The organism is Micromonospora sp. C81 (assembly GCF_018070425.1).
Classification (GTDB): domain Bacteria; phylum Actinomycetota; class Actinomycetes; order Mycobacteriales; family Micromonosporaceae; genus Micromonospora; species Micromonospora zamorensis.
In genome coordinates, this window is record NZ_JAGPXS010000002.1 from 491,275 (window position 1) to 514,825 (window position 23,551).

Consider the following 23,551-nt stretch of genomic DNA (forward strand, 5'->3'; position numbering starts at 1 on the left):
CTGTAGATGTTGTGCCACGATCGGCCCGTGCGTACCTGGGGTGACCTAAGCCATGAGGAGCAGTGCCTCATGGTCAACGCTCAAGAGCATGACCTGCTCCCGAGCGTGCTCTGGGACTGGCGGACCGATCTCGACCAGGAAGACAAGTTGACACTGCTGCCGGTGCTTGCCGCTGCCCTGGTCTCACTGGTCAATGATGGGCTCATCGAGGTACGCCAGCTGGTCGTCGACGTAAACGGCAGCGGCAGCGGCAGCTACGAGGTAATTCCCTGCGGACAACTTCCTGACGTGCTCGCCGACCAGGCTGTGTGGGAGTACACAGATCACAGCTGGATCCATCGTGACGAGGGCCTGGCGATCGTCGAGACCCACGCGGGGCGAGAGTTGTCGCTCACCGATCGCGCAGGTGTGCCAGATCCCCAGAGCTCGAACCCCTACCTGAAGTAGCCGGCCTGTCGGGGCGGGCGGTGAGCCAGCGGTCCGGGAAGCTGAACGGCGCGGCGATGATCATCGGGCAGAGATCCGGCACAACTGACACCGGCGAAGGCTGTCAACTGCGGTAAGGCAGCGGAAGAATCGACCCTGGCCACGTGGCCGATCCGTCCAGTTCGGAATGATCGACGCAGCGCTGGAGGGGTTCAGGGTTCTAGTCCGCCCCGGCGGTCCGAACCACGGCGAGCGGCTGCAACCGCACAACCTGAGCTGTCCAGCAGTCCGGGCGGCCCGAACGGATCGACGTCGACGGCGATCTTCCCCACCGGCCGTTCGCGCTGCCGGCAGTGACGTTCTTGCGGGCGCTGTCGCTATGACTTACGCCTGTCTATGACGAATCCCCGGGATCTGGAGATGTGCATGGTGTCGCAACAGCGAAGGCTGGGCCGTGGCGTGATGATCCTGCTGATGGCCCTGGCCGTGATGGTGGCGTCCACCACGCCGGCGTTCGCGGCGGCATTGCCGCCACCGGCCTCGGTTGGCGCGGCGGCGGTCTCCGCGACCCGGGTCGAGGTGAGTTGGCAGGCTGTGGCAGGCGCCGGCAGCTACGAGGTACGGCGCGGAACCGTGTCAGGTGGCCCGTACCAAACGGTGGGGACGGCCAGCGGGACGTCTTACGTCGACGAGACCGTCGCGCCGGAGAAGGCGTACTACTACGTCGTACGGTCCCGGTCCGGCAAGCGGACGTCGGGCGACTCGACCGAGGCGTCGGTGCAGACCTCGCTCCCGAAGCCCGTCAACGTGCGGGCGACCGCGGCGGAGACGAGCATGACCCTGCGTTGGAAGGCCGCGGCCGGCACAGCCCGATACGAGATCGTCCGGCTGAGCGAGGCGGCACCGGTGGAGACGGTGGTCGGCACCACGACCTCGACCGAGTACGTGGACAGCGGCCTCACGGTCGCCACCCGCTACGTCTACTGGATCCGGGCGGTCGGCGCGGGCGGCGCCACGGCCACGTCCGACGCCGTACGGGTCTACACCGGCCCTGCCACGACAACGACGGTCACGGTGTCACCGGGCTCGGTGGAGCAGGGACAGCGGATCCTGCTCATCGCTAACGTGCGATACGCGGACGGCCGGATTCCCAGCGGTGAGGTGGCGTTCATGTCTGCGGCCGGCGCGGTCGCGTTCGTCAACGTCGACGGCACCGACGGCACGGCGATCGCCATGGTCAACGGCACTGGATGGACTCCGACCTCGGTCTACGCGCAGTTCCAGGGGTACGACTGGCAACCGTCCGGGGCGAGCGTGTCCGGCGATGCCGTGCCCGTGGTCACCCAGCCCTACGGCTCAGTGGTCTTCGCCGCTCCCTCCTGGCTGAAGCTCGGCTCCTGGGAGGAAGCGGTCGCCACCGGCGACCTGACCGGCGATGGGCTCTCTGACGTGGTGGTGACGACGACCGAGTACGCCGATGACGCCCACGACCATTCCGCCTTCCTGTTCGTGCAGCAGGCCGAGAACCAGCTCGTGCTGAAGCAGCAGTTGGCGACGTCGACACCCACCGGCGGCAGCATGTACCCGGTCATCGGTGACCTGGACGGCGACGGCGCCGACGAACTGGTCGTCGCTACGGGCGACGGGGTCGACGTGTTCCGCCGTACCGGATCCGGGCTCTCGACGGCCGAGCACCTGTCGTTCGCCGACGACCTCATCGACCTCAAGCTCTGCGACCTGGACGGTGACGGTCGGACGGACATCGTCGCGGTGAGCGACAACGGCGTCCTCGTGCGGTACGGCGACGACAACGGTGGCTTCGCACCCGTGGCTCTCGTCTCGCCGCACCGCGGTTTCGTCCTGGAGACGGTCGACATGACGGGGGACGGCCGGCCGGACCTGGTGGTGCAACTCGGACAGCTGATCCAGATCAGCACCCAGACGGCGCCTCGATCGTTCGCCGACCCGGTCGGGTACCAGGCTCCCGCCGGACACCTGCGCACGGTCAGTTCCATGGCCGTCGGCGACGTGACAGGGGACGGTAGGAAGGATGTCGTCGTCACCGTCTCCGGCAACGCACCGAACGCCCAGGTGCAGGTGCTCACCCACGACAGCGGGGGCGTGTTCGGACGGTGGATCCGCTACCCGGTCTACGAGATACCGGACGCCATCGCGATCGCCGACGTGAACAACGACGGTCGTGACGATGTCGCCATCACCCACGGCGGCTGGAGCTCAGCGGGCGTCCTGCTGCAACGGCCGGACGGCTGGCTGGGCGACGAGTTCCGCGTCTCCCAGCTGCCGCCCGCCAGTTCCTTCACCCCGCGCGGGCTCGCGGTCGCCGACATCAACAACGACGGCCTGAAGGATCTGCTGATGGCCAACTACAACTACGGGCTCGTGGTGGTGCCGCAACGCCCCGCGGCGACGTCCGCAGCGACGTCGCCGAAGGTCCAGGTGGGCCGGGCCTGAGCGACGTTGGAGGACTCGTCGGTGGAGGGCACATCCGATCAACGGATGTGCCCTCCACCGTTCCCGGGCGTGCCTGCGCGCTCAACCCACAAGGATGAGTTCCGGGACCAGCGGATGCTGCCGTCGCGGCTGACGACGGAGCGACGCCCCGCTGACTAGCATCGATCGCGATGGAGCTGCTGGAGCGCACGGACGAGCTCGCCACCCTGGACCGGCTGCTGGCCTCCCCCGGTGGCGCGATCGCGCTCGTCGCGGGCGAGGCAGGAGCCGGCAAGTCCACAGTGGTCGGTGCGTTCGCGGCGACGGCCGGGGCCAGGGTGCTCTGGGGCAGCTGCGACCCACTGCTGACCCCACGGGCGCTCGGCCCGGTGCACGACATCGCCCGGCAGGTCGGCGGCGTACTCGCGGAACGACTGAGCGCACTGCACACGGCGACGGAGGCCGAAGGGCGCGACGCCGTCTTCGACGCGCTTCTCGGCGAGCTGACCAACCCCCGGCCCGGTCACCGGACGGTGATGGTGGTGGAGGACGCGCACTGGGCGGACGGTGCCACCCTGGACCTCATCGCGTACCTGGGGCGGCGGCTGACCCGCCACCCGGCGCTGCTCGTGCTCACCCTGCGCGATGACGAGGTGAGGGCTGACCATCCCCTGCACGCCGTGCTCGCAGGGCTGCCCCGGCCACTGGTCCGCCGGTTGCCGCTGCCGGCCCTGTCCACCGATGCCGTCGCGCGGCTGGCCCGCCGCGCCGGCCGCGACCCTGACGGGTTGTACCAGGCCACCGGCGGCAACCCGCTGCTGGTCACCGAGGTGCTGGCCGCCACCGGCCCGGGTGTGCCGCCGACCGTACGCGATCTGGTGTTGGCCCGGCTGGCCGCGTTGTCGCCGCCGGCCCGGGAGGTCGCCGCCCTGGTCTCGGTGGTCCCGTCCCGGGCCGAGCCGTACCTGCTCGACGGTCATCCACCGGCTGCCGTGCAGGAGTGCCTGGATCGCGGGGTGCTGGTGCCGGCGGGCAATGCGGTGGCATTCCGGCACGAGTTGCTGGGTCGGGCGGTACGCGAGTCACTGTCCCCGGTGCACCGGGTCGCGCTGCACGCGGCCGTACTGGCCCGGCTCACGCCCCGGCCGGACGTGGACGCCGCCCGGTTGGTGCACCACGCCCACCACGCCGATGATCCGGCGGCCGTGCTGCACTGGGCACCCGTGGCGGCCCAACGGGCCAGCCGGGCGGGCGCGCACCGGCAGGCAGCGGACCACTACACCGTCGCACTCCCACACGCCGCGGGCCTGCCGGCAACGCGCCGGGCCGAGTTGCTCGAGGCGTACGCGACTGCCGCGTACCTTGCCGGGCTTGCCGCGCAGGCGCTGGACGCCCGGCAGGCCGCGCTCGCCCTGCGGGAGGCCGAGGGCGATCCGCTGCGGATCGGCGAGAACCTGCGCTGGGTGTCCCGGCTGTGCTGGTGGACCGGGGACAGCGCTGCGGCCCGGACGACGGGTACCCGGGCGGTTCAGGTGCTGGAGGCCGCGCCGCCCGGCAGGCAGTTGGCGATGGCCTACAGCAACATGTCGCAGCTGCTCATGCTCGCCGACGACAACGGCCGGGCCATCGACTGGGGGGACCGGGCCCGGGAGCTGGCCCGGCGGCTCGGCGACGTGGAGACCGAGGCGCACGCCCTGGTCAACGTCGGTTCGGCCCGCCTCCAGAGCGGTGATGTCGCCGGCATCATCGAGCTGGAACGTGGGCACACCCTGGCCGTCGCCCACCATCTCGACGACCACGCGGCCCGGGCGCTGGTCAACCTGGCCACCATGTCGGTGGAGTGGCACCGGATCGGGCGGGCCGCCGAGGCCCTGGACCGGGCGTTGCGCTTCACCGAGACCCGGGACCTCGACGGGTACGCCCGGCACCTGCTCGGACACCGGTCCCGACTGCGGCTGACGACCGGCGACTGGGCAGGTGCCCGCGCCGACGCCGAACGGGCGCTGACCGGCACCGTGCAGCCCGGCGGGAGCCTGGTCCCGGCCCTGGTCGCACTGGGCCGGCTCCATGCACGCCGGGGCGAGCCGAGCACCGAGGACCATCTGGACAGGGCGGCGCGCTGGGCGACGCAGAGCCGGGAACTCCAGTTCGTCGTGCCGGTCGCCGCGGCCCTGGCCGAACGACACTGGCTGGCCGGCGAGCCGGAACGGGCGGTCCCCGAGCTGCGCCGTGCCCACCGGCTGGCTCTCGACGCGGGCCAACCCTGGTACGCCGGCGAGCTGGCGTACTGGCTGTGGCGGGTCGGCGAGCCGCTCGGGGACACCGACGCGCTGGCGTCGCCGTACCGGCGGCTCATTGAGGGTGACTGGGCTGGCGCGGCCGAGGAGTGGCACCAGCTCGGCTGCCCGTACCCCCGGGCCGAGACGCTGGCCTGCGGCGACGGCCCGGCGGCCGCTGAGGCGCTGCGGATCCTGGACGGGCTGGGCGCGGTCGCCGTGGCCCGACGGATCCGGGCTGAGCTGCGCGGCCGCGGAATGGCCCGGGTGCCGAGAGGGCCGCGCCCGAGGACGGCCGGGGACCCGGCGGGCCTGACCGCCCGGCAGCGGGAGGTGCTGGCGCTGCTCGCCGAGGGGCTCAGCAACGCCGAGATCGCGGCCCGGCTGTCGCTCTCCGTTCGGACCGTCGGCCACCACGTGTCGGCGGTGCTGGACAAGCTCGCGGTGCCCAGCCGGGGCCAGGCTGCCGCGACGGCCCGCCGGCAGGGCCTGGCGCCCCCAACATAGGTGTTTCTACCGATCCCTCGCAGTGCCACTCCGCCTACGGTCGGTGACACACGAAACGTCCGAGGGGGACCATCGATGACCACCGCAATCGATCTCAACGCCGTCAAGGCGCGCCAGCAGGTGACCTGGGCCAGCGGCGACTACGGCGCTGTCGCCGCCCTCATCCACCCGATCTCCGAGTTGCTGGTGACGGAGGCCGACCTGTCGGCCGGCGCCCGGGTGCTGGACGTGGCGACCGGCACCGGCAACGCCGCCATCGCCGCCGCGCGCTGCGGCTGCGTCGTGACCGGCGTCGACTACGTACCCGAACTGCTGGAACGGGGCCACGCCCGCGCCGCTGCGGAACGACTCCCGGCCACGTTCGTGACCGGGGACGCGGAGCGCCTGGCGTACGCCGATGGGTCCTTCGACGCGGTGCTCTCCGTCGTCGGCGTGATGTTCGCGCCCAACCAGGAACAGGCGGCAGCCGAGCTGGTCCGGGTCTGCCGGCCCGGCGGCACGGTGGCGCTGGCGTCGTGGACGCCGCAGGGATTCATCGGCGACCTGTTCCGCACGGTGGGGCGGCATGTGCCGCCGCCGGCAGGGCTGCGCCCACCGGTGCAGTGGGGCGACGAGGGCCGGGTCCGCGAGCTGCTCGGCGGGGCCGTGGGTGAACTGCGGACGGTACGCCGGGAGTACGTCTTCCGCTTCGGCACCCCGGAGGAGTTCGCCGACTTCTTCCGAGCCAACTACGGGCCGACGCTGAAGGCGTTCGAGGCGCTGCCCGAGGAGCAACGATCGAATCTGCACGCCGATCTGGTGGAGCTGGCCCGTACGCACAACCGGTCCGCCGACGGCACGGTGCGGATCCCGGCGGAGTACCTGGAGGTCGTGGCACGGCGGACCGCCGACCCGGTCTGACAGGGCCCCACCCAAAGACGGGGGCGGCTGCCGGTGTGGCCGCCTCCGCCGGTCAGTCCTGTCGTTCGGTGCGCTCGATCTCGGCGAACGCGGCGGCCAGGTAGTCGTCCAACGGCACGCCGGTCGCCGCCAACAGATCGGCCACCAGCAGCGGGGCATGCCGGGCCAGGGCGGACGCGTCCGGGGGTGACTCGTCGCCCTCGGGGTCGTACACCCCCAGAGCGCCGGCCAGCAGGACGAGCACCACGTGCGGGTCGACGTCCGAACGCCACCGTGCCGCACCCTGCACGCAGCGGGTCAACACCTGGCGGATGTCGTCGCCGGTCAGCCCGTCCGGGTGGCTCTCCTCCAGCAGCAACCGGACCACCGCGCCGAGCACCAGCCCGGAACGCTCGTCGGCGGCGAGCTTGCCGACCACCTCGTCGTACGCCTGACCGTCGCGTGCCTGGGCTGCGGCGACGGCCGCGGTGGCGGTCACCGCGATGGCGCGGGCGGTAGCGGGCAGATGTCGCCAGGTGCCGGTCATCGGGTCAGCATCGCAGACCCGGCGGACACCGCCGGACGGCGAGAGGGTCAGGTGGATCATCGTGGGATCGGTCACTCGTCGACCTCGACGACGGCGCGGCACGGCCGAAAACGAGTCGCGTGGTGTCACACCCGACCAACAGAATGCCGGACATGCTGCGCCGCGCTCTGCCCCGCCGTTCGGAAGCTCGCCGGATCCTTCTCGGCACCCTGCTGTCGGCGATCGGGCGCGGCTTGACCCTGCCGTTCCTGTTCATCTACCTGACCGACGTACGCGGGCTCACCGACACCCGCGCCGGGCTCGTGATCGGCTGGTACGGCGCCGTCACCCTGGCCCTGTCACCGCTGGGCGGGACGCTGATCGACCGGTTCGGCGCACGCCGGGTGGTGGTGCCCTGTCTGCTGATCGAGGCGGTCGGCACCGGCTCGCTCGCGCTGGTCAACTCGACCGGGTCGGCGCTGCTGGTGATGACGGTGATCGCCGTCGGCAGCTCGGCGATCTGGTCCGGGCAGAACACGATCCTCGCGTCGCTGACCGACGACGATGAGCGGCAACGCGTCTTCGGGCTGAACTTCGCCCTGCTCAACCTGGGCATCGGCATCGGTGGCATGACCTCCGGCGCGATCGTCGACACCGGCCGGCTCGCCACGTTCCAGGTGATCTATCTGCTGGACGCGGTGACCTACCTGCTGCCGGCCCTGATCCTGCTCACCCTGCCCGGCGTGGGCCACCGACTCGGCAACCATCGGGGCGTCGACGAGCCGTCTGCCGGCGGCTACCTGACCGTGCTCCGGGACCGCCCGTTCCGGCGGCTGGTGATCTTCGGGTTGATCCTCACCACCTGCGGCTACGCACAGGTCGAGGTGGGCTTCGCCGCGTACGCGGTGCGGGTCGTCGAGGTGAACCCCCGGGTGGTGGCGTGGGCGCTCGCGGCGAACACCGTGATGATCGTGCTCGCGCAACTGCTGGTGATCCGCCGGATCGAGGGGCGCAGTCGCACCCGGGCACTGGCGGTGGTGGGTGCGGTGTTCGCCGCAGCCTGGTTGGTCCTCGGCGCGGGCGGCCTGGTCAGCGGTGAAAGCGCTCTGTTCGCCGCCCTGTGCGTGGTGGCCTGCTCGGCGATCTTCGGCTTCGGCGAGACGATGCTCTCGCCGGTGATGCCCGCGCTGACCAACGCACTGGCCACCGACGAGCTACGCGGCCGATACAACGCCATGAGTTCGATGATCTTCGGGGTCAGCGGTGTGATCGGTCCGGTGACCGCCGGCCCGCTCATTGGCGCCGCCAACGGCATGGTCTGGGTAGCGACTGTGGTCGGCGGCTGCCTGGTCGCCTCGCTGGTCGCGCTGTCCCTGCGCCGCCTGCTCAGCACCGAGCAGGACGGCCTCGCAACCACCGCCCCGGCATCCCCCGCCCCCACGCCCGCCACCGCCTGACGACCTCCGAGGCCCCTCCCCGGCGCCACCCCGCGACCTGGGCGCTGCGCCCCGCACCCCGCGCGCTGCGCGCGCCCCCGCACCCGCACCCCGCACCCGCGTGCTGCGCCCGCCCCCCGCGCCCGCGCCCCGCACCCCGCACCCCGCACCAAGATCCGAGCAACTTCCCGGATGTTGCTGCCTCCGGCGCGCAGGAAACAGCAACATCCCTGATGTTGCGCGGATCTTCCTCGTTGATCTCGCCGCGCGGGCGCGGCAGGCGCGGGCAGACGCGGCAGGCGCGGGCAGGCGCGGCAGGCGCGGGCAGGCGCGGGCAGGCGCGGGCAGGCGCGGGCAGGCGCGGCAGGCGCGGGCAGGCGCGGGCAGGCGCGGGCAGGCGCGGGCGGGCGCGGGCGGGCGCGGGCGGGCGCGGCAGACGGGGGGGACGGAACGGGCCGGGCCCCGGAGCGGATGCTCCGGGGCCCGACGTGGCGCGGGGTCGGCCGTCAGGCGGCGGGGACCTCGGCGGTGGTGCGGATCCGGTCCAGCGTCGGCGCGGAGACCGGCGACTGGGCGGTCAGGTACGCCACGAAGGCGTCCAGGTCGATCTGGCCGGTGACCAGGTTCGTCCCGCCGGTGAGGACGCTGAACCCGTCACCACCGCCGGCCAGGAAGTTGTTCACCGTCACCCGGTAGGTGGCGGCGGTGTCGACGGCGGTGCCGCCGATGGTCAGGCTGCCCCGGACCACGCGGGTGCCGGCGCACGGGTCGGCGGCGGTGGCGCTGGTGCCGTTCAGGTCGACCACGTAGCGCAGGGTGGAGGAGGGGTACAACGTCCGCCCGGTGACGAACTGCTGCTCCAGGACGCAGTAGAGCTGCGCTCCGGTCAGGTCCAGCGTCACCAGGTTGTTGGCGAACGGCTGCACCGTGAAGGCCTCCCCGTAGGTGACCGGTCCGGCGTCCAGGGGCGCCCGTACACCACCCGGGTTCATGAGTGCGGCAACCGCGCCCTGCTCGTCGTCGGTGGCGGCGAGTTGCGCGTCGGCGATCACGTTGCCGATCGGCGACTCCCCGCACGAGTTGGGCACCTGCGCTGAGCAGGTGCCCAGCAGGTTCTCCTGCGTCGTGGGAAGTGCGGTGGCGGTCACACCAACCTGGCGGTCGGCGACCGGGCCGAGCACCGTCTTGTACCGGTCGATCAGCGCGGTCTGCTTCGGGTCCTTGGCGACGTCCCGGGTGACCACAACGTTGTTCGCGGCGGCGGAGATGACATCGCCCGACCGGCGGTCGATCTTGAGGTCGATGTCGGTGATCAGGCGGCCGAACGAGCTGGCGCTGGTCACCAGCTTGCCGTTGATGTCGCAGTTGTACGCCTGGTGGGTGTGCCCACTGACCACCACGTCGATGGACGGGTCCATCCGGTTGGTGATGTCCACGATGGGGCCGGTCATGCCGACGCAGTCGTTGATGCCACCGGTCGCCGCCTGGGCACCGCCCTCATGCAGCAGCACGACGATCGTCTCCACGCCCTTGCGGCGCAGCTCGCGGGCGTACCGGTTGGCGGTGTCCGCCTCGTCGGCGAAGCTGAGGCCGGCGACGCCCTGCTGGCTGACGATCTGCGGGGTGCCCTCCAGGGTCATCCCGATGAAGCCGACCTTGACGCCCTGCACCTTGTGAATGGCGTACGGCGCCATCAGCGGCTTGCCGGTCGCGGTCTTGAAGGCGTTCGCGGAGAGGTACTTGAAGCCGGCGCCCCGGTACGGGGTGCCGTCGGCGCAGCCGTCGACCGGGTGGCAGCCGCCGTTCTGGATCCGCAGCAGCTCGGCGGCACCCTCGTCGAACTCGTGGTTGCCGACGCTGGCGTAGTCCAGGCCGGCCATGCTCAGCGCTTCGATGGTCGGCTCGTCGTGGAACGCGGCGGAGAGCAGCGGGGACGCACCGATCAGGTCACCGGCGGCAACGGTGACGGTGTTCTTTTTCTTGGCGGCGGCGCGCAGCTCGGCCAGGTGCGTCGCCAGGTATTCGACACCACCCGCGGTCTGTCCGGCGATGGTGCCGCTGGACGAGGTCGGCGGTTCGAGGTTGCCGTGGAAGTCGTTGAGGGCCAGCAGGGTGACGTCGACCGGCTTCGGCCGTGCGTCGGCTTGCTCAGGGCTGGTGGCGACCGCGCCGAACGCGGCCACCGCAAGCACGGTCAGGCCGACAGCGGCCCGACGCATCCTGGTTATGGACATGGATCTCCTTGTGAGAATCGGCGCGTGCGGTGCCCGGCCTCTGGGTCGACCGGGCCGCCGGCCAGCGCCGTCGAAAGGGTCGCGATTGGCGGCGGTTGGGGTTGGCCGCCCGCCCCGACAGCCTCTCATCCGGACGCCGCCCGGTCGACCCAGGCAGCACATCAGAGCTGCGGGTACGCCCCGACCTCGGATCGACGGGCGTTTGGTGGGTCTGCCAGACAGTGTCGGACCCAGGGTCTAGAAAGGACGGGACGGTCAGCGCGGACGGAGGCGGCATCGTGAGCGGAACGACACCGGTGGTCGAGCAGGTGAGATCGGCGGATGGCACGCCCATCGCGTTCGAACGGGCCGGGAGCGGGCCTGCGGTGGTCCTCGTCGGCGGCGCGTTCAACGACCGCAACACGACCCGCGCACTTGGTGCGGCGTTGGCACCGGATTTCACCGTTTTCGGCTACGACCGCCGGGGTCGGGGCCAGAGCGGCGACACCCTGCCCTACGAGATCGGCCGCGAGATCGATGATCTGGCTGCCGTGATCGCGGCGGCAGGTGGTTCCGCCGCTGTCTACGGGGTCTCTTCGGGGGCGATCCTGGCCGCCCTGGCCGCCGCGCAGGATCTGCCGGTGACCGGGTTGGTCCTGTTCGAGCCGCCGTTCCAGGTGGGCTCGCACGTCGGCGTCCGGAAGGACATCACCGCGCAGCTCATCGAGCTGATCGCCGCCGACGACCGGGATGGCGCGGTGGAGACCTTCCTCAGCGTCTCGGTCGGGCTGCCCGCCGAGGCGATCACCGGGATGCGGGCGCAACCGGTGTGGGGCGCACTGACCGCCATCGCGCACACGTTGCCGTACGACGCCATCGTGAGCGCGGGAGGGCGACTGCCGGCCGACCGGCTGGCCGCGATCACAGCTCCGACCCTCGCGGTGGACAGCACCGGCAGTCCACAGTGGTTGCGGGATGGGAGTCGGGCCGCGGCCGAGGCAGTCCCTGGCGGTCGGTCCATCAGCCTCGACGGTGGCTACCACGAGGTGCCGCCTGCGACGCTCGCTCCCGCGCTGCGCGAGTTCCTGCTCGGCTGACGACCACACCGGCGCACGGCCCGCCAGCCGGGCGCGCGCGACGCAGGGCCAACCGCCTGACCCGCACGAGACGCAGGCGTCAACCGCCGGACCGGCGCGCGACGCAGGCGTCAACCGCAGGGCCGGCGCGCGACGCAGGCGTCAACCGCAGGGCCGGCCTGACGTCGACGGTGAGCCGACCACCAGCGCCTCGTCGGCCAGGGCTTCGTCGACCAGCGCCGCGACGGCGTCCGGCGACCAGGCGTCCGCCACGCCGGGCCGGCCTGCCAGATAGCTCGCGATCCGCTCGGCCGACCAGCCGTGCGACTCGCGCAGGCCTCGGGCGATCATGCCGAGGTAGGTCGGCGCGGGTGGCCGACACCGCACGCCGGACGCGCCGTCGGGTGCGGTGAAGGTGAGCATCGGGACGCCGCTGCGGCTGCCGGGGCAGACCAGCGTCTCGTACCGTCCGGGGCCGAGCGTCGCCCGCCCGTTGGCGACGGCGGCGTCGATGGCCGCGCCGGTCGCCGGGATGAGGTCGGTGGCGTCATCCACTGGGCGGTACATCTCCTGTGCCGCGATGTCGGTGAACTGCTCCAGGGTGACCAGGTAGGCGCGTGCGGCGGCCTCGCCCGGCAGGTGCGGGTCGTAGAAGGCCATCCCGCCGGTCCAGGCGCCGGACTCGCCGGCGAAGTAGATGCCGCCGGGCAGCGACACCGGCACCGACCGGCTCGGTGGGCGTCGGTCCCGGCAGCCCGGGTACGTCCGCTTTCCGCCGGGCGGGCAGCCTCCCCCGATGTACCACGCCAGCCGGGCGGCGTGCATGTTCGAGCCGTACGCGACGTACCAGACCTCCATGAGGGGTGCCGTCAGAAGCCGCCGGTCTGGCCGGCGGCGTGGCTCACCTGCACGGTGTGTGTCACGCAGCCGCCCGCCTCGACCAGGTGCAGCAGGAAGGCGGTCGGCTCGTCGACCCAACCGAACTGCTCGTCGGCGCTCATGGTGAGCGCGCTCTGCCTCCAGGTGCTGGGCGCCACGGTGAGCACCGTGCCCGCGTACGCCGTGGTGACCGCGCGGTGCAGGTGGCCGGCGGCCACCCGGACGACGTGCGGGTGCCGGCCGATCACCTCGGCGAGCGCGTCACCGTCGGCGAGCCGGATGGAGTCGGCCGCGGGGAAACCGACAGCGACCGGAGGATGGTGCAGGCAGACCACGGCGGGCACCTCGGGTCGCCCGGCCAGCACCCCGTCGAGCCAACCGAGCTGCTCTTCGCCGAGTTGGCCGCCGTCGCTGCCGGCGACGAGCGAGTCGAGCACCACGACTGTCGCCGCCTCGTGGTCGACGTGGTAGTAGGCGGAGAAGCCGCCGCCGAGCCACGGCGTACCCCCGAAGGCGTCGAGCAGCGACTCCCGGTCGTCATGGTTGCCGGGAACGAGGTGCACCGGCAGCGGGAACCGGCCGATCAGCTCGCGTAGTGCCGCGTACTCGTCGGGTCGTCCGTGGTCGACCAGGTCACCGGTGATCACCACGCAGTCCGGTCGGGGCCGCAACGCGAGCACCCGGCCGAGCGCACGGTGCAGCCCCGCGGTCGGTGCGGCGGCGAGCAGGCCGGTGGTCAGGTGCGGGTCACTGAGCTGGGCGATGATCATGGGTCGCTCCTCCGCGCCGGGATCTCCACGCTATCGCCGGTCACCGTTTCGCGTTGCCCGCGACCGGGACCCACAGCGCGAAGCCGCAAGCCCGAAGCCCACAGGCTGCGTCCACAGCCTGTGGATAGAACATGTGTACGACGTCAGTCGACTCTCAGCAGCCGGAAGTACGCTTGATCGCGCGGCTCGGCGACGCCGGGCTCCTCCCCTACCTGGAACGACGTGCGAGTGGATCATCAGCGAGTCATCCGTGACGTCACCGTCCGCCTGCCGATGGCGTCGAGCACGCCGGAGGCCTGTCGGTGGACGGTCAGCGCGCTGTCCCGCCACACCCCGGCGACCATCTCCGTACTGCTCGCGGTCCACGACCGCCTGCGCTGCGTCGCGGCGACCGGGGCCTGGCAGGTCTTCGCGACCGTGCCGGCGCGAACCGGCATCGTCGGCCGGGTGTACGACAGCGGCGCCCCGGCTGTCGTCCCGGACGTCACCGTCGACCCGGACTACCTACCGGTACGCCCGGACGTGACCGCCGAGCTGTGCGTACCGGTGCTGGATCCGACGGGCCGGGCGATCGGTGTCCTCGACCTGCAGTGGAGTGAGCCGATCGACCTGGAGCCGTGGCGGGAGACCACGCAACAGCTTGCCGACCAGCTCGGCGCGCGGATCGCCGCTCTCGGTGGCCCACCGGCGGAGAGCCGCAGCGAGAAGCTGCTCCGGCACGCTGCCGCCCTCTCCACCGCACCGACCGAGGCGGACGTACTGGGCGTGGCGGCCTGCGCCGCGCGCGAGGTCTCCGGCCTCTCCACAGCGGTGCTGCTGATCGCGGGGCAGCTCGGCGCACCTCCGGCGGCCCCGAGCGACCTGGAGACCCGGATCCGCGCCGAGCTGACCGAGTCGGGTCCGGCCGCACTGGTCCGGATGGTCGACCGGGCACACCGGTACGGCGCGGGGTACACGCTGGGCGAGGCCGGGCACCCTCCGACCGAGGACTATCGACCGCTGACCGGGGCGGGGGTGCGCACGCTGGTCGCCGTTCCGGTTGGGCCGCCGGACGCCGGCGGGGTGCTCCTGGTCGCCGACGAACGGGCCCTGCGCCCGGACCCGACCACGGTCAGCCTGATGGAACTGCTCGCCGGGCAGGCCTGGACGAGCCTGGACCGGCTGCGCACCCTGGCCCGGCTGCGCGAGCAGGCCAGCTCCGACCCTCTGACCGGGTTGCGGCACACCGGCCCGTTCGGGCAGCGGATCGCGGCGGCCACCCCGGGGCGTACGGCCCTGTTGGCGATCGACGTGGACGGCTTCAAGACCGTCAACGACACGTACGGCCACCAGGCCGGCGACCGGGTGCTGGTCGGGTTGGCCCGGGCGCTGGAGGGGGCGCTGCGCCACGGTGACGAGCTGTACCGGATCGGCGGCGACGAGTTCGTCGCGGTGATCGAGGTGAGTCGCCCCGAGGAGGCGGTCCGGATCGCCGAGCGGCTGACCGAGGCGGCACGGCGAGTCGGTCGCACGATCAGCGTGGGCGTCGCGCTACCCCGCCCCGGCGAAACACCCGACCGCACCCTGAGAAGAGCCGACCAGGCCCTGTACGCGGTGAAACGCCAAGGCCGAGACGGAGTCCACCTGTCCGCCGCGTAACCCCAACCCCCACCCCGTCGATCATGCAGTTGTGGTGGGGATATTTGCCGCTGCCGGTGTTGAAGCGCCCACCACAACTCCATGATCGACCCCGCAAGAGCGCGGGGCCGAGGGAGCCGCTGGTTAGGGGGTGCGGAGTTCCTTGGCGAGGAGCTCGGCGATCTGGGCCGTGTTGAGGGCAGCGCCCTTGCGGAGGTTGTCGCCGGTCACGAAGAAGTCGAGGGCGCGGGGGTCGTCCAGGGCACGGCGGATCCGGCCGACCCAGGACGGGTCGGTGCCGACGGCGTCGATCGGCATCGGGAACTCCCCGGCGGCGGGGTCGTCGACAAGGATCACCCCGGGTGCGTTGCGCAGTGCCTCGCGGGCGCCCTCGGCGTCCACCTCGGTGGCGAAGACCGCGTGCACGGCCACCGAGTGGGCGGTGACGACCGGCACCCGGACGCAGGTGGCGGACACCTTGAGGTCGGGCAGGCCAAGGATCTTCCGCGACTCGTTGCGGATCTTCATTTCCTCCGACGACCAGCCACCGTCTGCGGGCGAGCCGGCCCACGGCACCACGTTGAGCGCCATGGGGGCCGGGAACGGGCCCAGGTCGTCGCCGACCGCCTGCCGCACGTCGCCGGTGCGCGAGCCCAGCGCCCGATCGCCGGCGACCTTGGCGAGCTGGTCGTGCAGGATGTCGACGCCGGACTTGCCCGCGCCGGAAACCGCCTGGTAGGAGGCGAGCACGAGCTCCCGTAGGCCGTACTCGCGGTGCAGCGGCGCGACCGCGACGATCATCGCGAGGGTGGTGCAGTTGGCGTTGGCGATGATGCCCCGGGGCCGGTTGCGGACCTGCTCGGGGTTGATCTCGGGCACGACCAGCGGGACGTCCCGGTCCATCCGGAACGCGCCGGAGTTGTCGACCGCGATCGCCCCTCGGGAGACGGCGATCGGTGCCCACTCGGCGGAGACCTCGTCGGGCACGTCGAACATGGCCACGTCGACCCCGTCGAACGCCTCGGGGGTCAGCGCCTGGACGACCATCTCCTCGCCCCGGCAGCGCACCCGGCGCCCGACCGAGCGTTCGGAGGCGAGCAGCCGGATCTCACCCCAGACGTTGCGACGCCCGGTGAGCAGCTCACACATCACGGTGCCGACGGCACCGGTCGCTCCGACCACTGCGAGGGTGGGCAGCGCCGTCATCGGCGCTACCTACCCGTCCCCGCGTAGACCACGGCTTCGGTGTCGCCGCCCAGCTCGAACGCGTCGTGGATGGCGCGGACGGCGGCGTCGAGGTCGGTGTCCCGGCAGACCACGGAGACCCGGATCTCGGACGTGGAGATCATCTCGATGTTGACCCCGGCCGCGCCGAGCGCGGCGAAGAACCCGGCGGCCACACCGGGGTGCGAGCGCATGCCGGCACCGATCAGCGAGACCTTGCCGACGTGGTCGTCGTAGAGCAGGCCCTTGAACTTGACCGGCTCCTGGATCTTGCTGAGCGCGGCCATCGCGGTCGGGCCGTCGGTCTTGGGCAGGGTGAACGAGATGTCCGTCCGGCCGGTGCCCTCGGTGGAGACGTTCTGCACGATCATGTCGATGTTGATCTCGGCGCCGGCGACCGTGTCGAAGATCCGCGCGGCGGCACCCGGCTCGTCGGGCACCCCGACGATCGTGATCTTGGCTTCGCTGCGGTCGTGCGCGACTCCGGTGATCAGTGCCTGCTCCACGGAAAGGTCCTCCATCGATCCGGTGACCATCGTGCCGGTGTTGGTCGAGTATGACGAACGGACGTGGATCGGCAACCCCGCCCGCCGGGCGTATTCCACGCTACGCAGGTGCAGAACCTTCGCGCCGCACGCGGCCAGCTCCAGCGTCTCCTCGTAGGTGATGTGCTTGATGTGCCGGGCGTTGGGCACGATCCGAGGGTCGGCGGTGAAGATGCCGTCGACGTCGGTGTAGATCTCGCAGACGTCGGCGTGCAGGGCTGCGGCGAGCGCCACGGCGGTGGTGTCCGAGCCGCCCCGGCCCAGGGTGGTGACGTCCTTGGTGTCCTGGGAGACGCCCTGGAAGCCGGCCACGATGACCACCGAGCCCTCGTCGAGCGCGCCCTTGAGGCGCCCGGGGGTGACGTCGATGATGCGCGCGCGGCCGTGCACCGAGGTGGTGATCACACCGGCCTGCGAGCCGGTGAACGAGCGGGCTTCGTACCCCAGGTTGTGGATGGCCATGGCGAGCAGCGCCATGGAGATCCGCTCCCCGGCGGTGAGCAGCATGTCCAGCTCGCGGCCCGGCGGCAGCGGGCTGACCTGGTTGGCCAGGTCGAGCAGCTCGTCGGTGGTGTCCCCCATCGCGGAGACCACCACCACCACGTCGTCGCCGGCCTTGCGGGCGGCGACGATGCGCTCGGCCACCCGCTTGATCCGCTCGGCGTTGGCGACGGAGGACCCGCCGTATTTCTGCACCACGAGTGCCACGACGGTGCACTCCCTCCCAGTAACCCTGAGCGTGCCGACGCCGCCGGAACCGGGGCCGGCGGCGCGTGTCAGACCCCTTGAGGGTATCCGGCGGGCAACGACGGCGGGTCAGGTGATCCCACCATCCGGCCCGCGCGGGCCAGCGAGGGTCGGTCCCACCAGGTCGGGCGGTACGCGGGGAAGACCCCGTCCGACACGCCGGAACAAGCCCGGTACGCGTCGGCACCCACCAACGGCCCGCACCCACCAGAATGGGCCGGTGCCCGCCCTCATCCGCCCGACCGGCCGTGTGCTCGGGCCGCTCGTGATCGCCCTGCCAGCACTCCTGACTGCCTGCACCAGTGCGCAGCCCCCGAGCCCGATGCCCACGGAAACCGGGGTGGTCGAGGTGGAGGCGGCCCGGGACGAGCTGGCCGCGCTGGCCGCGGCCGCCCAGGACCGCCACCTGGTGGCGCAGTACGTGTACAGCCGGGCGGGTCAACCGGACCGCACCATCGTCTTCACCAGCGCGAACGATGGCAGCTGGCGGGTCGACGTGCCGGGGGGTGCCCTGGGTGGCGCCGCCGACGTCTCGATGGCCGCCACGGCCGACGGGCTGTTCCAGTGCGCCCTGCCGTCGGTCGGCCGACCGGAGTCGGCGAGCTGCGTACGCCTCGGTGACCGCGACGACGCGATCCCGCGCCGGTCGGACCCCCGGATCCAGCATCCGCTCACCGACTGGCTGGACGTGCTCACCGACCGGCGCGCGCCGTTGGCGGTGGCCCCGGCCAGCGCGCCGGAGGGCGTCACCGGCACCTGTTACTCGGTGGAGTCCACCTCGGCGTCGCTCAACGCCCCGCTGGACGTGGGCATCTACTGCTACGACCGGGACGGCACGACGACCGGCGTGCGGACCGGAGCGGGGACGTTGCGGCTGGCCGCGCCACCCGGCCCGGCACCGGCCACCGTGCAACTCGCCGGGCCGGTGGTGGTCGACCGGGACCCGCTCGACACCGCAGCGCCGCCGACGCCTGACCCGTCGGACAGCCCGAGCGCGGGAACGTCCTGATCTTCGTCCCGTTACGGGTGCGTTTCACCACATTTTGCAAGCCCGCCCTGAGCCGCGAATCACCCATACAGGACGATTCACGCCATGGCTGACCTGACCCCGCTGCTCGCCTACCGCTGGAGCCCCTGGGCCTTCGACCCCAGCGCCGAGCTGACCCCGGACGAGGCGGCCTCGCTGCTGGAGGCGGCGCGCTGGGCGCCCTCGGCGGAGAACCGGCAGCCCTGGCGGTTCGCCGTGGGCTACCGGGAAGACGAGACATGGAAGCGCATCCTGATCAGCCTCCCGGGCAGCGACCAGGGATGGGTTCGACACGCGGCCACCCTGGTGGTCGGCGCGCACACCGGCGGCGACGCCGAGCGGGCCGCGTACGACCTCGGTCAGGCGGTCGCCCACCTGACGTTGCAGGCCACCGCGCTCGGCCTGCACGTGCGCCAGCTCACCCGCTTCGACCAGGCCGGCCTCGCGACCGAGCTCGACATGCCCGGCGCCGTCCGTCCACTGGTGGTCGCCGCCGTGGGCCGGCTCGGGGACCCGTTCGCCCTCCCGCCCGACCTGCGCGCCCGGGAGATCGGCCTGCGTCGCCGTCGCCCGGTCGCCGACCTGCTGCTCGCCTGATCACCCAGGCGGGTCACCCTCCCCGGCTGGCCCGGAGCAGGACCCTCGCGGCGTCGCTGTTGCGGTAGAGGACGTGCCGACCCTGTCGAGACCGGTGGACCAGCCCGGCTGCGCCCAACGCGGCCAGGTGCTGGGAGACGTTTCCGGCGGACATGCCGGTGAGTCGGGCCAGGTCGGTGGTGGTGGTCGCCGTGTCGAGCAGGTGCAGCAGTGCGGCGCGGCCGGGGCCGATCACCCGTGCCAGCGGGTCGCCGGGCGGTGGGGCCGTCGCCTCCCAGAGGGTCCCGACCGCCCGGACCGGGTACGCGCCGGCCGGCAGTGAATCCTCCAGCAGGTTCCACAGCACATTCCGCCCGCTGAACACCGTCGGGTTCAGCGCCAACCCGCGACCGCGCAGGTCGAAGTCCCGCTCGAACGTGTCATCGCTGATCACCCGGTCCCCGTGCCAACGCAGGCTCGGGTGGAGCTGCTCGAAGAATCGACCGGCGCCGCTCTCGGCGAGCTGCGCGGCGCGGTACGCCACGTCGGCGTCGAGCAGCGCCCGCATCCGCGGCCAGTCCGGGGCGATCGCCTCGTCGTACCAGACACGCACCGCGTCGACGACCTGCGGCAGCAGCCCGCCGGGGTCGGCGAGCAGCGCCTGCCCGAACGGATTGAGCGGCCGGCGCGGGGTGGTCGCCAGCAGGTCCTGGACCACCACGGCCGGTGGGGTCGCCGCAATCTGGTCGAGCTGCTCGGCCATCTCCACGTTCGGCCGGGCGGCCGGGGTGAGGAAGTCGGGCAACCAGCGCCCCCGCCCGACCAGGTGCGTCAGCGGTCCGACCCGGTCGGCCACCTCGGGACGACGCAGAGTCACCCTGGCCCGGTCGATCCAGGGCAGGTGCACCGCGTAACGGACCGGGCTGGCCAGCGCCCACATGCTCATGACCGTCTCGTTGACCGGCGACACGGCGAGGCGCACTCGCGCCACGTCGGCCAGACTGAACCGCAATTCGGACATGCCACCCCCGGCGCAGGATTTGACTCAGCCTAAAAGGCTCGACCGAGGCCGTGGGGGCACGGTTCACTGCCGGCCATGGGGGCCAGAGAAACCATCCGTACCGCTGTCCGAAACGTCGTACCGCCGGCCGGGCTGACCCGCGCCCTGGCCGTGCAGGCGATGGTCTACGCCGTCGGCAGCGGCCTGTTCCACGCCGGCAGCGCCGTCTTCTTCACCCGGGCGCTGGGACTCAGCGCCGCCCAGGTCGGGCTGGGGCTGTCCATCGCGGCGGGGGTGTCGCTGCTGGGCACGGTGCCGCTGGGCGGGCTCACCGACCGGTACGGGCCGCAGCGGGTCTGGATCGTCGGGCTGGTGCTGAACGCGGCGCTCTTCGCGACCTACCCGTTCGTGGGCGGCTTCGCCGGGTTCCTCGCCGTGGTGGTGGCGCTGGCCGCCGTGGAAGCCGCGAGCGGCGTGGCAGTGCAGGTCTACTCGATCAACGCGCTTCCCCCGGCCGAGCGGGTCACGGCGATGGCGTACCAGCGCTCGTCGCTGAACGTCGGCTTCGGGCTGGGAGCGGTGATCAGCGGCCTGGTGCTGGCGGTGGACACCATCGAGGCGTACCGGGGAATGGTGTGGTTCATCTCGATGGTCTTCCTGGTCACGGCTCTCTTCGTGCGGCGACTGCCCCGGCTGCCGCAGGTGGCCCGACCGACCGAGCCGATGAGTCGGCTCGCCGTGCTGCGGGACCGCCCGTTCATGGTGGTGTCCCTGCTCTCCGGGCTGCTCACCGCGCACCAGACGCTCTACCTGACGGTGATGCCGCTCTGGATCCTCACCCACACCGACGCCCCGAAGACGATCATCGCCGGGCTGGTGCTGCTCAACACGGTCCTGATCGTGCTGCTCCAGGTACGCGTCAGCCGGGGCGCCGACACCGCGTCGGGCGCGGCTCGGGCCTCTCGTCGGGGCGCCCTGCTGATCGCCCTGTTCTGTCTGGTCCTGCCGATCTCCGGGCTGACCCGGGGCGCGCTCACCGTGGTGGTGCTGGTGGCCGCCGCGACGGTGCTGATCCTGGCCGAGCTGATCGAGTCGGCGGGCGCCTGGGGCCTCACCGCAACCCTGCCGCCGGCCGACCAGCGCGGCGCGTACGTGGGGGCGTTCCGGCTCGGCTCCCAGGTGCAGTACCTGATCGCCCCGGTCGGTCTGACCGCGCTCGGGGTGACCACCGGCGGGTGGGGATGGATACCGGCCGCAGCGATCTTCGTGCTGGTCGGGCTGGCGATCGTACCCGTGGTGGGTTGGGCCGGGCGGACACCGCGGCTGGGTGCTGCGGCGCCGGAGCGGACCATGACGCCGGTCCCATAGTCCGGACCTACCTTCCCACCCCCCTTTTCATCACGTAGGGTGACCTGGTCATGTGGCAGGCGCTCGTTCTCCTTAGCCGCCGCGACGAGGCCTGACCGGCCGGCACCTCGTCGCGGAGTTGCATCGCGCCGTCCAGCACATCCGATTTTCTTCTCGGCACCGCCGCGCACCGTTGCCCGGCATCTCGCCGACACCTTCCGATCTGCTGACGCCACATGTTCCAGGGAGCACTCTGAGATGGCTCAACCTGTCACCGATGCCGAGACCGATCCGTTCGCTCGGCAACGCCCGAGCCGGATGCCGTACCACCGCTACCAGCCCTACCGGGAGCAGTTCCGGGTCGAGCTGCCGGACCGCAGCTGGCCCACCCGCACCGTCGAGGCGGCCCCACGGTGGTGCGCGGTGGATCTCCGCGACGGCAACCAGGCACTGATCGACCCGATGTCGCCCGAGCGCAAGCGGCGGATGTTCCAGCTGCTGGTCCAGATGGGCTACAAGGAGATCGAGGTCGGCTTCCCGTCGGCCAGCCAGACCGACTTCGACTTCGTCCGGCAGCTCATCGAACAGGACATGATCCCGGACGACGTGACCATCCAGGTGCTCACGCAGTGCCGGGAGCACCTCATCGAGCGGACCTTCGAGTCGCTGCGGGGCGCGAAGCGGGCCATCGTGCACTTCTACAACTCGACCTCCACCCTCCAGCGTCGAGTGGTCTTCGGCCTGGATCGGGACGGCATCTCCGACATCGCCACGACCGGCGCTCGGCTCTGCCAGAAGTACGCGGAGATCCACACTCCGGACACCGACATCTTCTACGAGTACTCGCCGGAGTCGTACACGGGCACCGAGCTGGAGTACGCGCTGGAGGTCTGCTCCCGGGTGATCGACGTGATCGACCCGACGCCGGACCGGCCGCTGATCATCAACCTGCCGGCCACCGTCGAGATGGCCACCCCCAACGTGTACGCCGACTCGATCGAGTGGATGCACCGGCACCTGCCGCGCCGCGACAGCGTGATCCTGAGCCTGCACCCGCACAACGACCGGGGCACCGGGGTGGCCGCCGCCGAGCTGGGCCTGCTGGCGGGCGCGGACCGGATCGAGGGCTGCCTGTTCGGCAACGGCGAGCGCACCGGCAACGTGGACCTGGTGACGCTGGGGCTCAACCTCTTCTCCCAGGGCATCGACCCGATGATCGACTTCTCGAACATCGACGAGATCCGGCGCGCCGTTGAATATTGCAACCAGCTGCCGGTGCACGAGCGCCACCCGTACGCGGGCGACCTGGTCTACACCGCCTTCTCCGGCTCGCACCAGGACGCCATCAAGAAGGGCTTCGACGCCCTGGCGGCCGACGCGAAGGCTGCCGGCGTACCGGTGGACGAGCAGACCTGGGCCGTGCCGTACCTGCCGATCGACCCGAAGGACCTGGGCCGCACCTACGAGGCGGTCATCCGGGTCAACTCGCAGTCCGGCAAGGGCGGCGTCGCGTACATCATGAAGAGCGAGCACCAACTGGACCTGCCGCGGCGGCTCCAGATCGAGTTCTCCGGGGTGGTGCAGCAGGTCACCGACCACGATGGTGGCGAGGTCGACCCGGGCGCCATGTGGGAGATCTTCGCGACGCACTACCTGCTCGACCACCAGCCCGACCCGGCCGTCCGGTTGTCCAGCTACACGATCGGCACCATCGACGGCAAGGTCGAGATCGAGGCCCAGGTCGGCGTGGGCGACGAGCACCGCTCGCTCACCGCGGTCGGCAACGGCCCGATCGACGCGTACGTGAACGCGCTGCACTCGATCGGCGTGGGCGTGCGGGTGCTCGACTACCACGAGCACGCGCTCTCCTCCGGTGGGGACGCGCAGGCCGCCGCGTACGTGGAGTGCGAGGTGGACGGTCGCACGGTCTGGGGTGTCGGCACCGACGCCAACATCGTCACCGCCTCGATCAAGGCGGTCACCAGCGCCGTCAACCGCGCCCGCCGCTGACCTACGCGCGACACCCCCG

18 protein-coding genes are annotated in these 23,551 nt (G+C 71.8%); 11 read left to right on the plus strand and 7 right to left on the minus strand.

All coding sequences use genetic code 11. The features are described from left to right. Positions 1-27 precede the first annotated feature (27 nt). The 4 genes from KBX46_RS05840 (at position 28) to KBX46_RS05855 (ending at position 6,560) form a co-directional block, all read left to right on the plus strand. Positions 28-447 (plus strand): hypothetical protein, encoded by a 420-nt coding sequence (locus tag KBX46_RS05840; protein WP_210791369.1) that lies wholly within the window; start codon positions 28-30, stop codon positions 445-447. A gap of 405 nt (positions 448-852) precedes the next feature. Then, positions 853-2,898, plus strand: a complete 2,046-nt coding sequence (locus tag KBX46_RS33260) for an FG-GAP-like repeat-containing protein (RefSeq protein ID WP_210791371.1) — start codon at positions 853-855, stop codon at positions 2,896-2,898. A gap of 170 nt (positions 2,899-3,068) precedes the next feature. Next, positions 3,069-5,660, plus strand: coding sequence for an AAA family ATPase (locus tag KBX46_RS32995; protein WP_210791373.1), 2,592 nt, complete (start codon positions 3,069-3,071; stop codon positions 5,658-5,660). A gap of 75 nt (positions 5,661-5,735) precedes the next feature. Beyond that, positions 5,736-6,560 carry a class I SAM-dependent methyltransferase gene (locus tag KBX46_RS05855; RefSeq protein WP_210791375.1) on the plus strand — a complete coding sequence of 275 codons (825 nt, stop codon included), beginning with the start codon at positions 5,736-5,738 and terminating at the stop codon, positions 6,558-6,560. Between the two features lie 52 nt (positions 6,561-6,612). Here KBX46_RS05855 and KBX46_RS05860 read toward each other — a convergent pair whose 3' ends face one another. Then, the gene (locus KBX46_RS05860) at positions 6,613-7,086 is read right to left on the minus strand and encodes a hypothetical protein (RefSeq protein WP_210791493.1); all 474 of its coding nucleotides are present in this window, start codon (positions 7,084-7,086) and stop codon (positions 6,613-6,615) included. Between the two features lie 152 nt (positions 7,087-7,238). On the opposite strand from KBX46_RS05860, the gene KBX46_RS05865 reads away from it, so the two are divergent. Further along, positions 7,239-8,522: an MFS transporter gene (locus tag KBX46_RS05865; protein ID WP_210791376.1), complete on the plus strand. Its 1,284-nt coding sequence runs from the start codon at positions 7,239-7,241 to the stop codon at positions 8,520-8,522. Between the two features lie 485 nt (positions 8,523-9,007). Here KBX46_RS05865 and KBX46_RS05870 read toward each other — a convergent pair whose 3' ends face one another. Continuing rightward, entirely contained in the window at positions 9,008-10,735 is a 1,728-nt protein-coding gene (locus tag KBX46_RS05870) for a bifunctional UDP-sugar hydrolase/5'-nucleotidase (RefSeq protein WP_210791378.1), read from the minus strand. 278 nt (positions 10,736-11,013) lie between these two features. Here KBX46_RS05870 and KBX46_RS05875 point away from each other — a divergent pair, with 278 nt between their 5' ends. Next, positions 11,014-11,811 carry an alpha/beta fold hydrolase gene (locus KBX46_RS05875; RefSeq protein ID WP_210791381.1) on the plus strand — a complete coding sequence of 266 codons (798 nt, stop codon included), beginning with the start codon at positions 11,014-11,016 and terminating at the stop codon, positions 11,809-11,811. Between the two features lie 141 nt (positions 11,812-11,952). Here KBX46_RS05875 and KBX46_RS05880 read toward each other — a convergent pair whose 3' ends face one another. Both KBX46_RS05880 and KBX46_RS05885 read right to left on the minus strand, forming a co-directional pair. Then, positions 11,953-12,648 (minus strand): histone deacetylase, encoded by a 696-nt coding sequence (locus KBX46_RS05880; protein ID WP_210791383.1) that lies wholly within the window; start codon positions 12,646-12,648, stop codon positions 11,953-11,955. Positions 12,649-12,659: 11 nt separating this feature from the next. After that, positions 12,660-13,439, minus strand: coding sequence for a phosphodiesterase (locus KBX46_RS05885; protein ID WP_099849205.1), 780 nt, complete (start codon positions 13,437-13,439; stop codon positions 12,660-12,662). 228 nt (positions 13,440-13,667) lie between these two features. Between KBX46_RS05885 and KBX46_RS05890 the strand changes: the two genes are divergently transcribed. Beyond that, positions 13,668-15,077: a diguanylate cyclase gene (locus tag KBX46_RS05890; RefSeq protein WP_210791384.1), complete on the plus strand. Its 1,410-nt coding sequence runs from the start codon at positions 13,668-13,670 to the stop codon at positions 15,075-15,077. A 123-nt stretch (positions 15,078-15,200) separates the two neighbouring features. Here the strand turns inward: KBX46_RS05890 and KBX46_RS05895 are convergent, their stop codons facing one another. Further along, a complete protein-coding gene (locus KBX46_RS05895; RefSeq protein ID WP_088950591.1) occupies positions 15,201-16,262 on the minus strand; it encodes an aspartate-semialdehyde dehydrogenase in 1,062 nt (353 codons plus the stop codon). A gap of 5 nt (positions 16,263-16,267) precedes the next feature. Continuing rightward, positions 16,268-17,533 (minus strand): aspartate kinase, encoded by a 1,266-nt coding sequence (locus KBX46_RS05900; protein WP_088950592.1) that lies wholly within the window; start codon positions 17,531-17,533, stop codon positions 16,268-16,270. A gap of 259 nt (positions 17,534-17,792) precedes the next feature. Between KBX46_RS05900 and KBX46_RS05905 the strand changes: the two genes are divergently transcribed. Together KBX46_RS05905 and KBX46_RS05910 are read left to right on the plus strand one after the other, a co-directional pair. Continuing rightward, positions 17,793-18,581, plus strand: a complete 789-nt coding sequence (locus KBX46_RS05905; protein WP_307871469.1) for a hypothetical protein — start codon at positions 17,793-17,795, stop codon at positions 18,579-18,581. A gap of 84 nt (positions 18,582-18,665) precedes the next feature. Then, a complete protein-coding gene (locus KBX46_RS05910) occupies positions 18,666-19,196 on the plus strand; it encodes a nitroreductase family protein (RefSeq protein ID WP_210791386.1) in 531 nt (176 codons plus the stop codon). A 13-nt stretch (positions 19,197-19,209) separates the two neighbouring features. Here the strand turns inward: KBX46_RS05910 and KBX46_RS05915 are convergent, their stop codons facing one another. Then, complete coding sequence (locus tag KBX46_RS05915; RefSeq protein ID WP_210791390.1) at positions 19,210-20,196, minus strand: ArsR family transcriptional regulator; 987 nt, start codon at positions 20,194-20,196, stop codon at positions 19,210-19,212. A gap of 75 nt (positions 20,197-20,271) precedes the next feature. Between KBX46_RS05915 and KBX46_RS05920 the strand changes: the two genes are divergently transcribed. Both KBX46_RS05920 and leuA read left to right on the plus strand, forming a co-directional pair. Beyond that, positions 20,272-21,543, plus strand: coding sequence for an MFS transporter (locus tag KBX46_RS05920; RefSeq protein WP_210791392.1), 1,272 nt, complete (start codon positions 20,272-20,274; stop codon positions 21,541-21,543). A 237-nt stretch (positions 21,544-21,780) separates the two neighbouring features. Then, the gene (leuA, locus tag KBX46_RS05925) at positions 21,781-23,532 is read left to right on the plus strand and encodes a 2-isopropylmalate synthase (protein ID WP_141911679.1); all 1,752 of its coding nucleotides are present in this window, start codon (positions 21,781-21,783) and stop codon (positions 23,530-23,532) included. The last annotated feature ends 19 nt before the right edge of the window (positions 23,533-23,551 follow it).

What these genes read in the sequence shown, in the direction of transcription:
- KBX46_RS33260 (WP_210791371.1), top strand. Translation starts at nt 853, where the DNA reads ATGGTGTCGCAACAGCGAAGGCTGGGCCGTGGCGTGATGATCCTGCTG.
- KBX46_RS32995 (WP_210791373.1), top strand. Translation starts at nt 3,069, where the DNA reads ATGGAGCTGCTGGAGCGCACGGACGAGCTCGCCACCCTGGACCGGCTG.
- KBX46_RS05855 (WP_210791375.1), top strand. Translation starts at nt 5,736, where the DNA reads ATGACCACCGCAATCGATCTCAACGCCGTCAAGGCGCGCCAGCAGGTG.
- KBX46_RS05860 (WP_210791493.1), bottom strand. Translation starts at nt 7,086, where the DNA reads ATGACCGGCACCTGGCGACATCTGCCCGCTACCGCCCGCGCCATCGCG.
- KBX46_RS05865 (WP_210791376.1), top strand. Translation starts at nt 7,239, where the DNA reads ATGCTGCGCCGCGCTCTGCCCCGCCGTTCGGAAGCTCGCCGGATCCTT.
- KBX46_RS05870 (WP_210791378.1), bottom strand. Translation starts at nt 10,735, where the DNA reads ATGTCCATAACCAGGATGCGTCGGGCCGCTGTCGGCCTGACCGTGCTT.
- KBX46_RS05880 (WP_210791383.1), bottom strand. Translation starts at nt 12,648, where the DNA reads ATGGAGGTCTGGTACGTCGCGTACGGCTCGAACATGCACGCCGCCCGG.
- KBX46_RS05885 (WP_099849205.1), bottom strand. Translation starts at nt 13,439, where the DNA reads ATGATCATCGCCCAGCTCAGTGACCCGCACCTGACCACCGGCCTGCTC.
- KBX46_RS05895 (WP_088950591.1), bottom strand. Translation starts at nt 16,262, where the DNA reads ATGACGGCGCTGCCCACCCTCGCAGTGGTCGGAGCGACCGGTGCCGTC.
- KBX46_RS05910 (WP_210791386.1), top strand. Translation starts at nt 18,666, where the DNA reads ATGGCTGACCTGACCCCGCTGCTCGCCTACCGCTGGAGCCCCTGGGCC.
- KBX46_RS05915 (WP_210791390.1), bottom strand. Translation starts at nt 20,196, where the DNA reads ATGTCCGAATTGCGGTTCAGTCTGGCCGACGTGGCGCGAGTGCGCCTC.
- KBX46_RS05920 (WP_210791392.1), top strand. Translation starts at nt 20,272, where the DNA reads ATGGGGGCCAGAGAAACCATCCGTACCGCTGTCCGAAACGTCGTACCG.
- leuA (WP_141911679.1), top strand. Translation starts at nt 21,781, where the DNA reads ATGGCTCAACCTGTCACCGATGCCGAGACCGATCCGTTCGCTCGGCAA.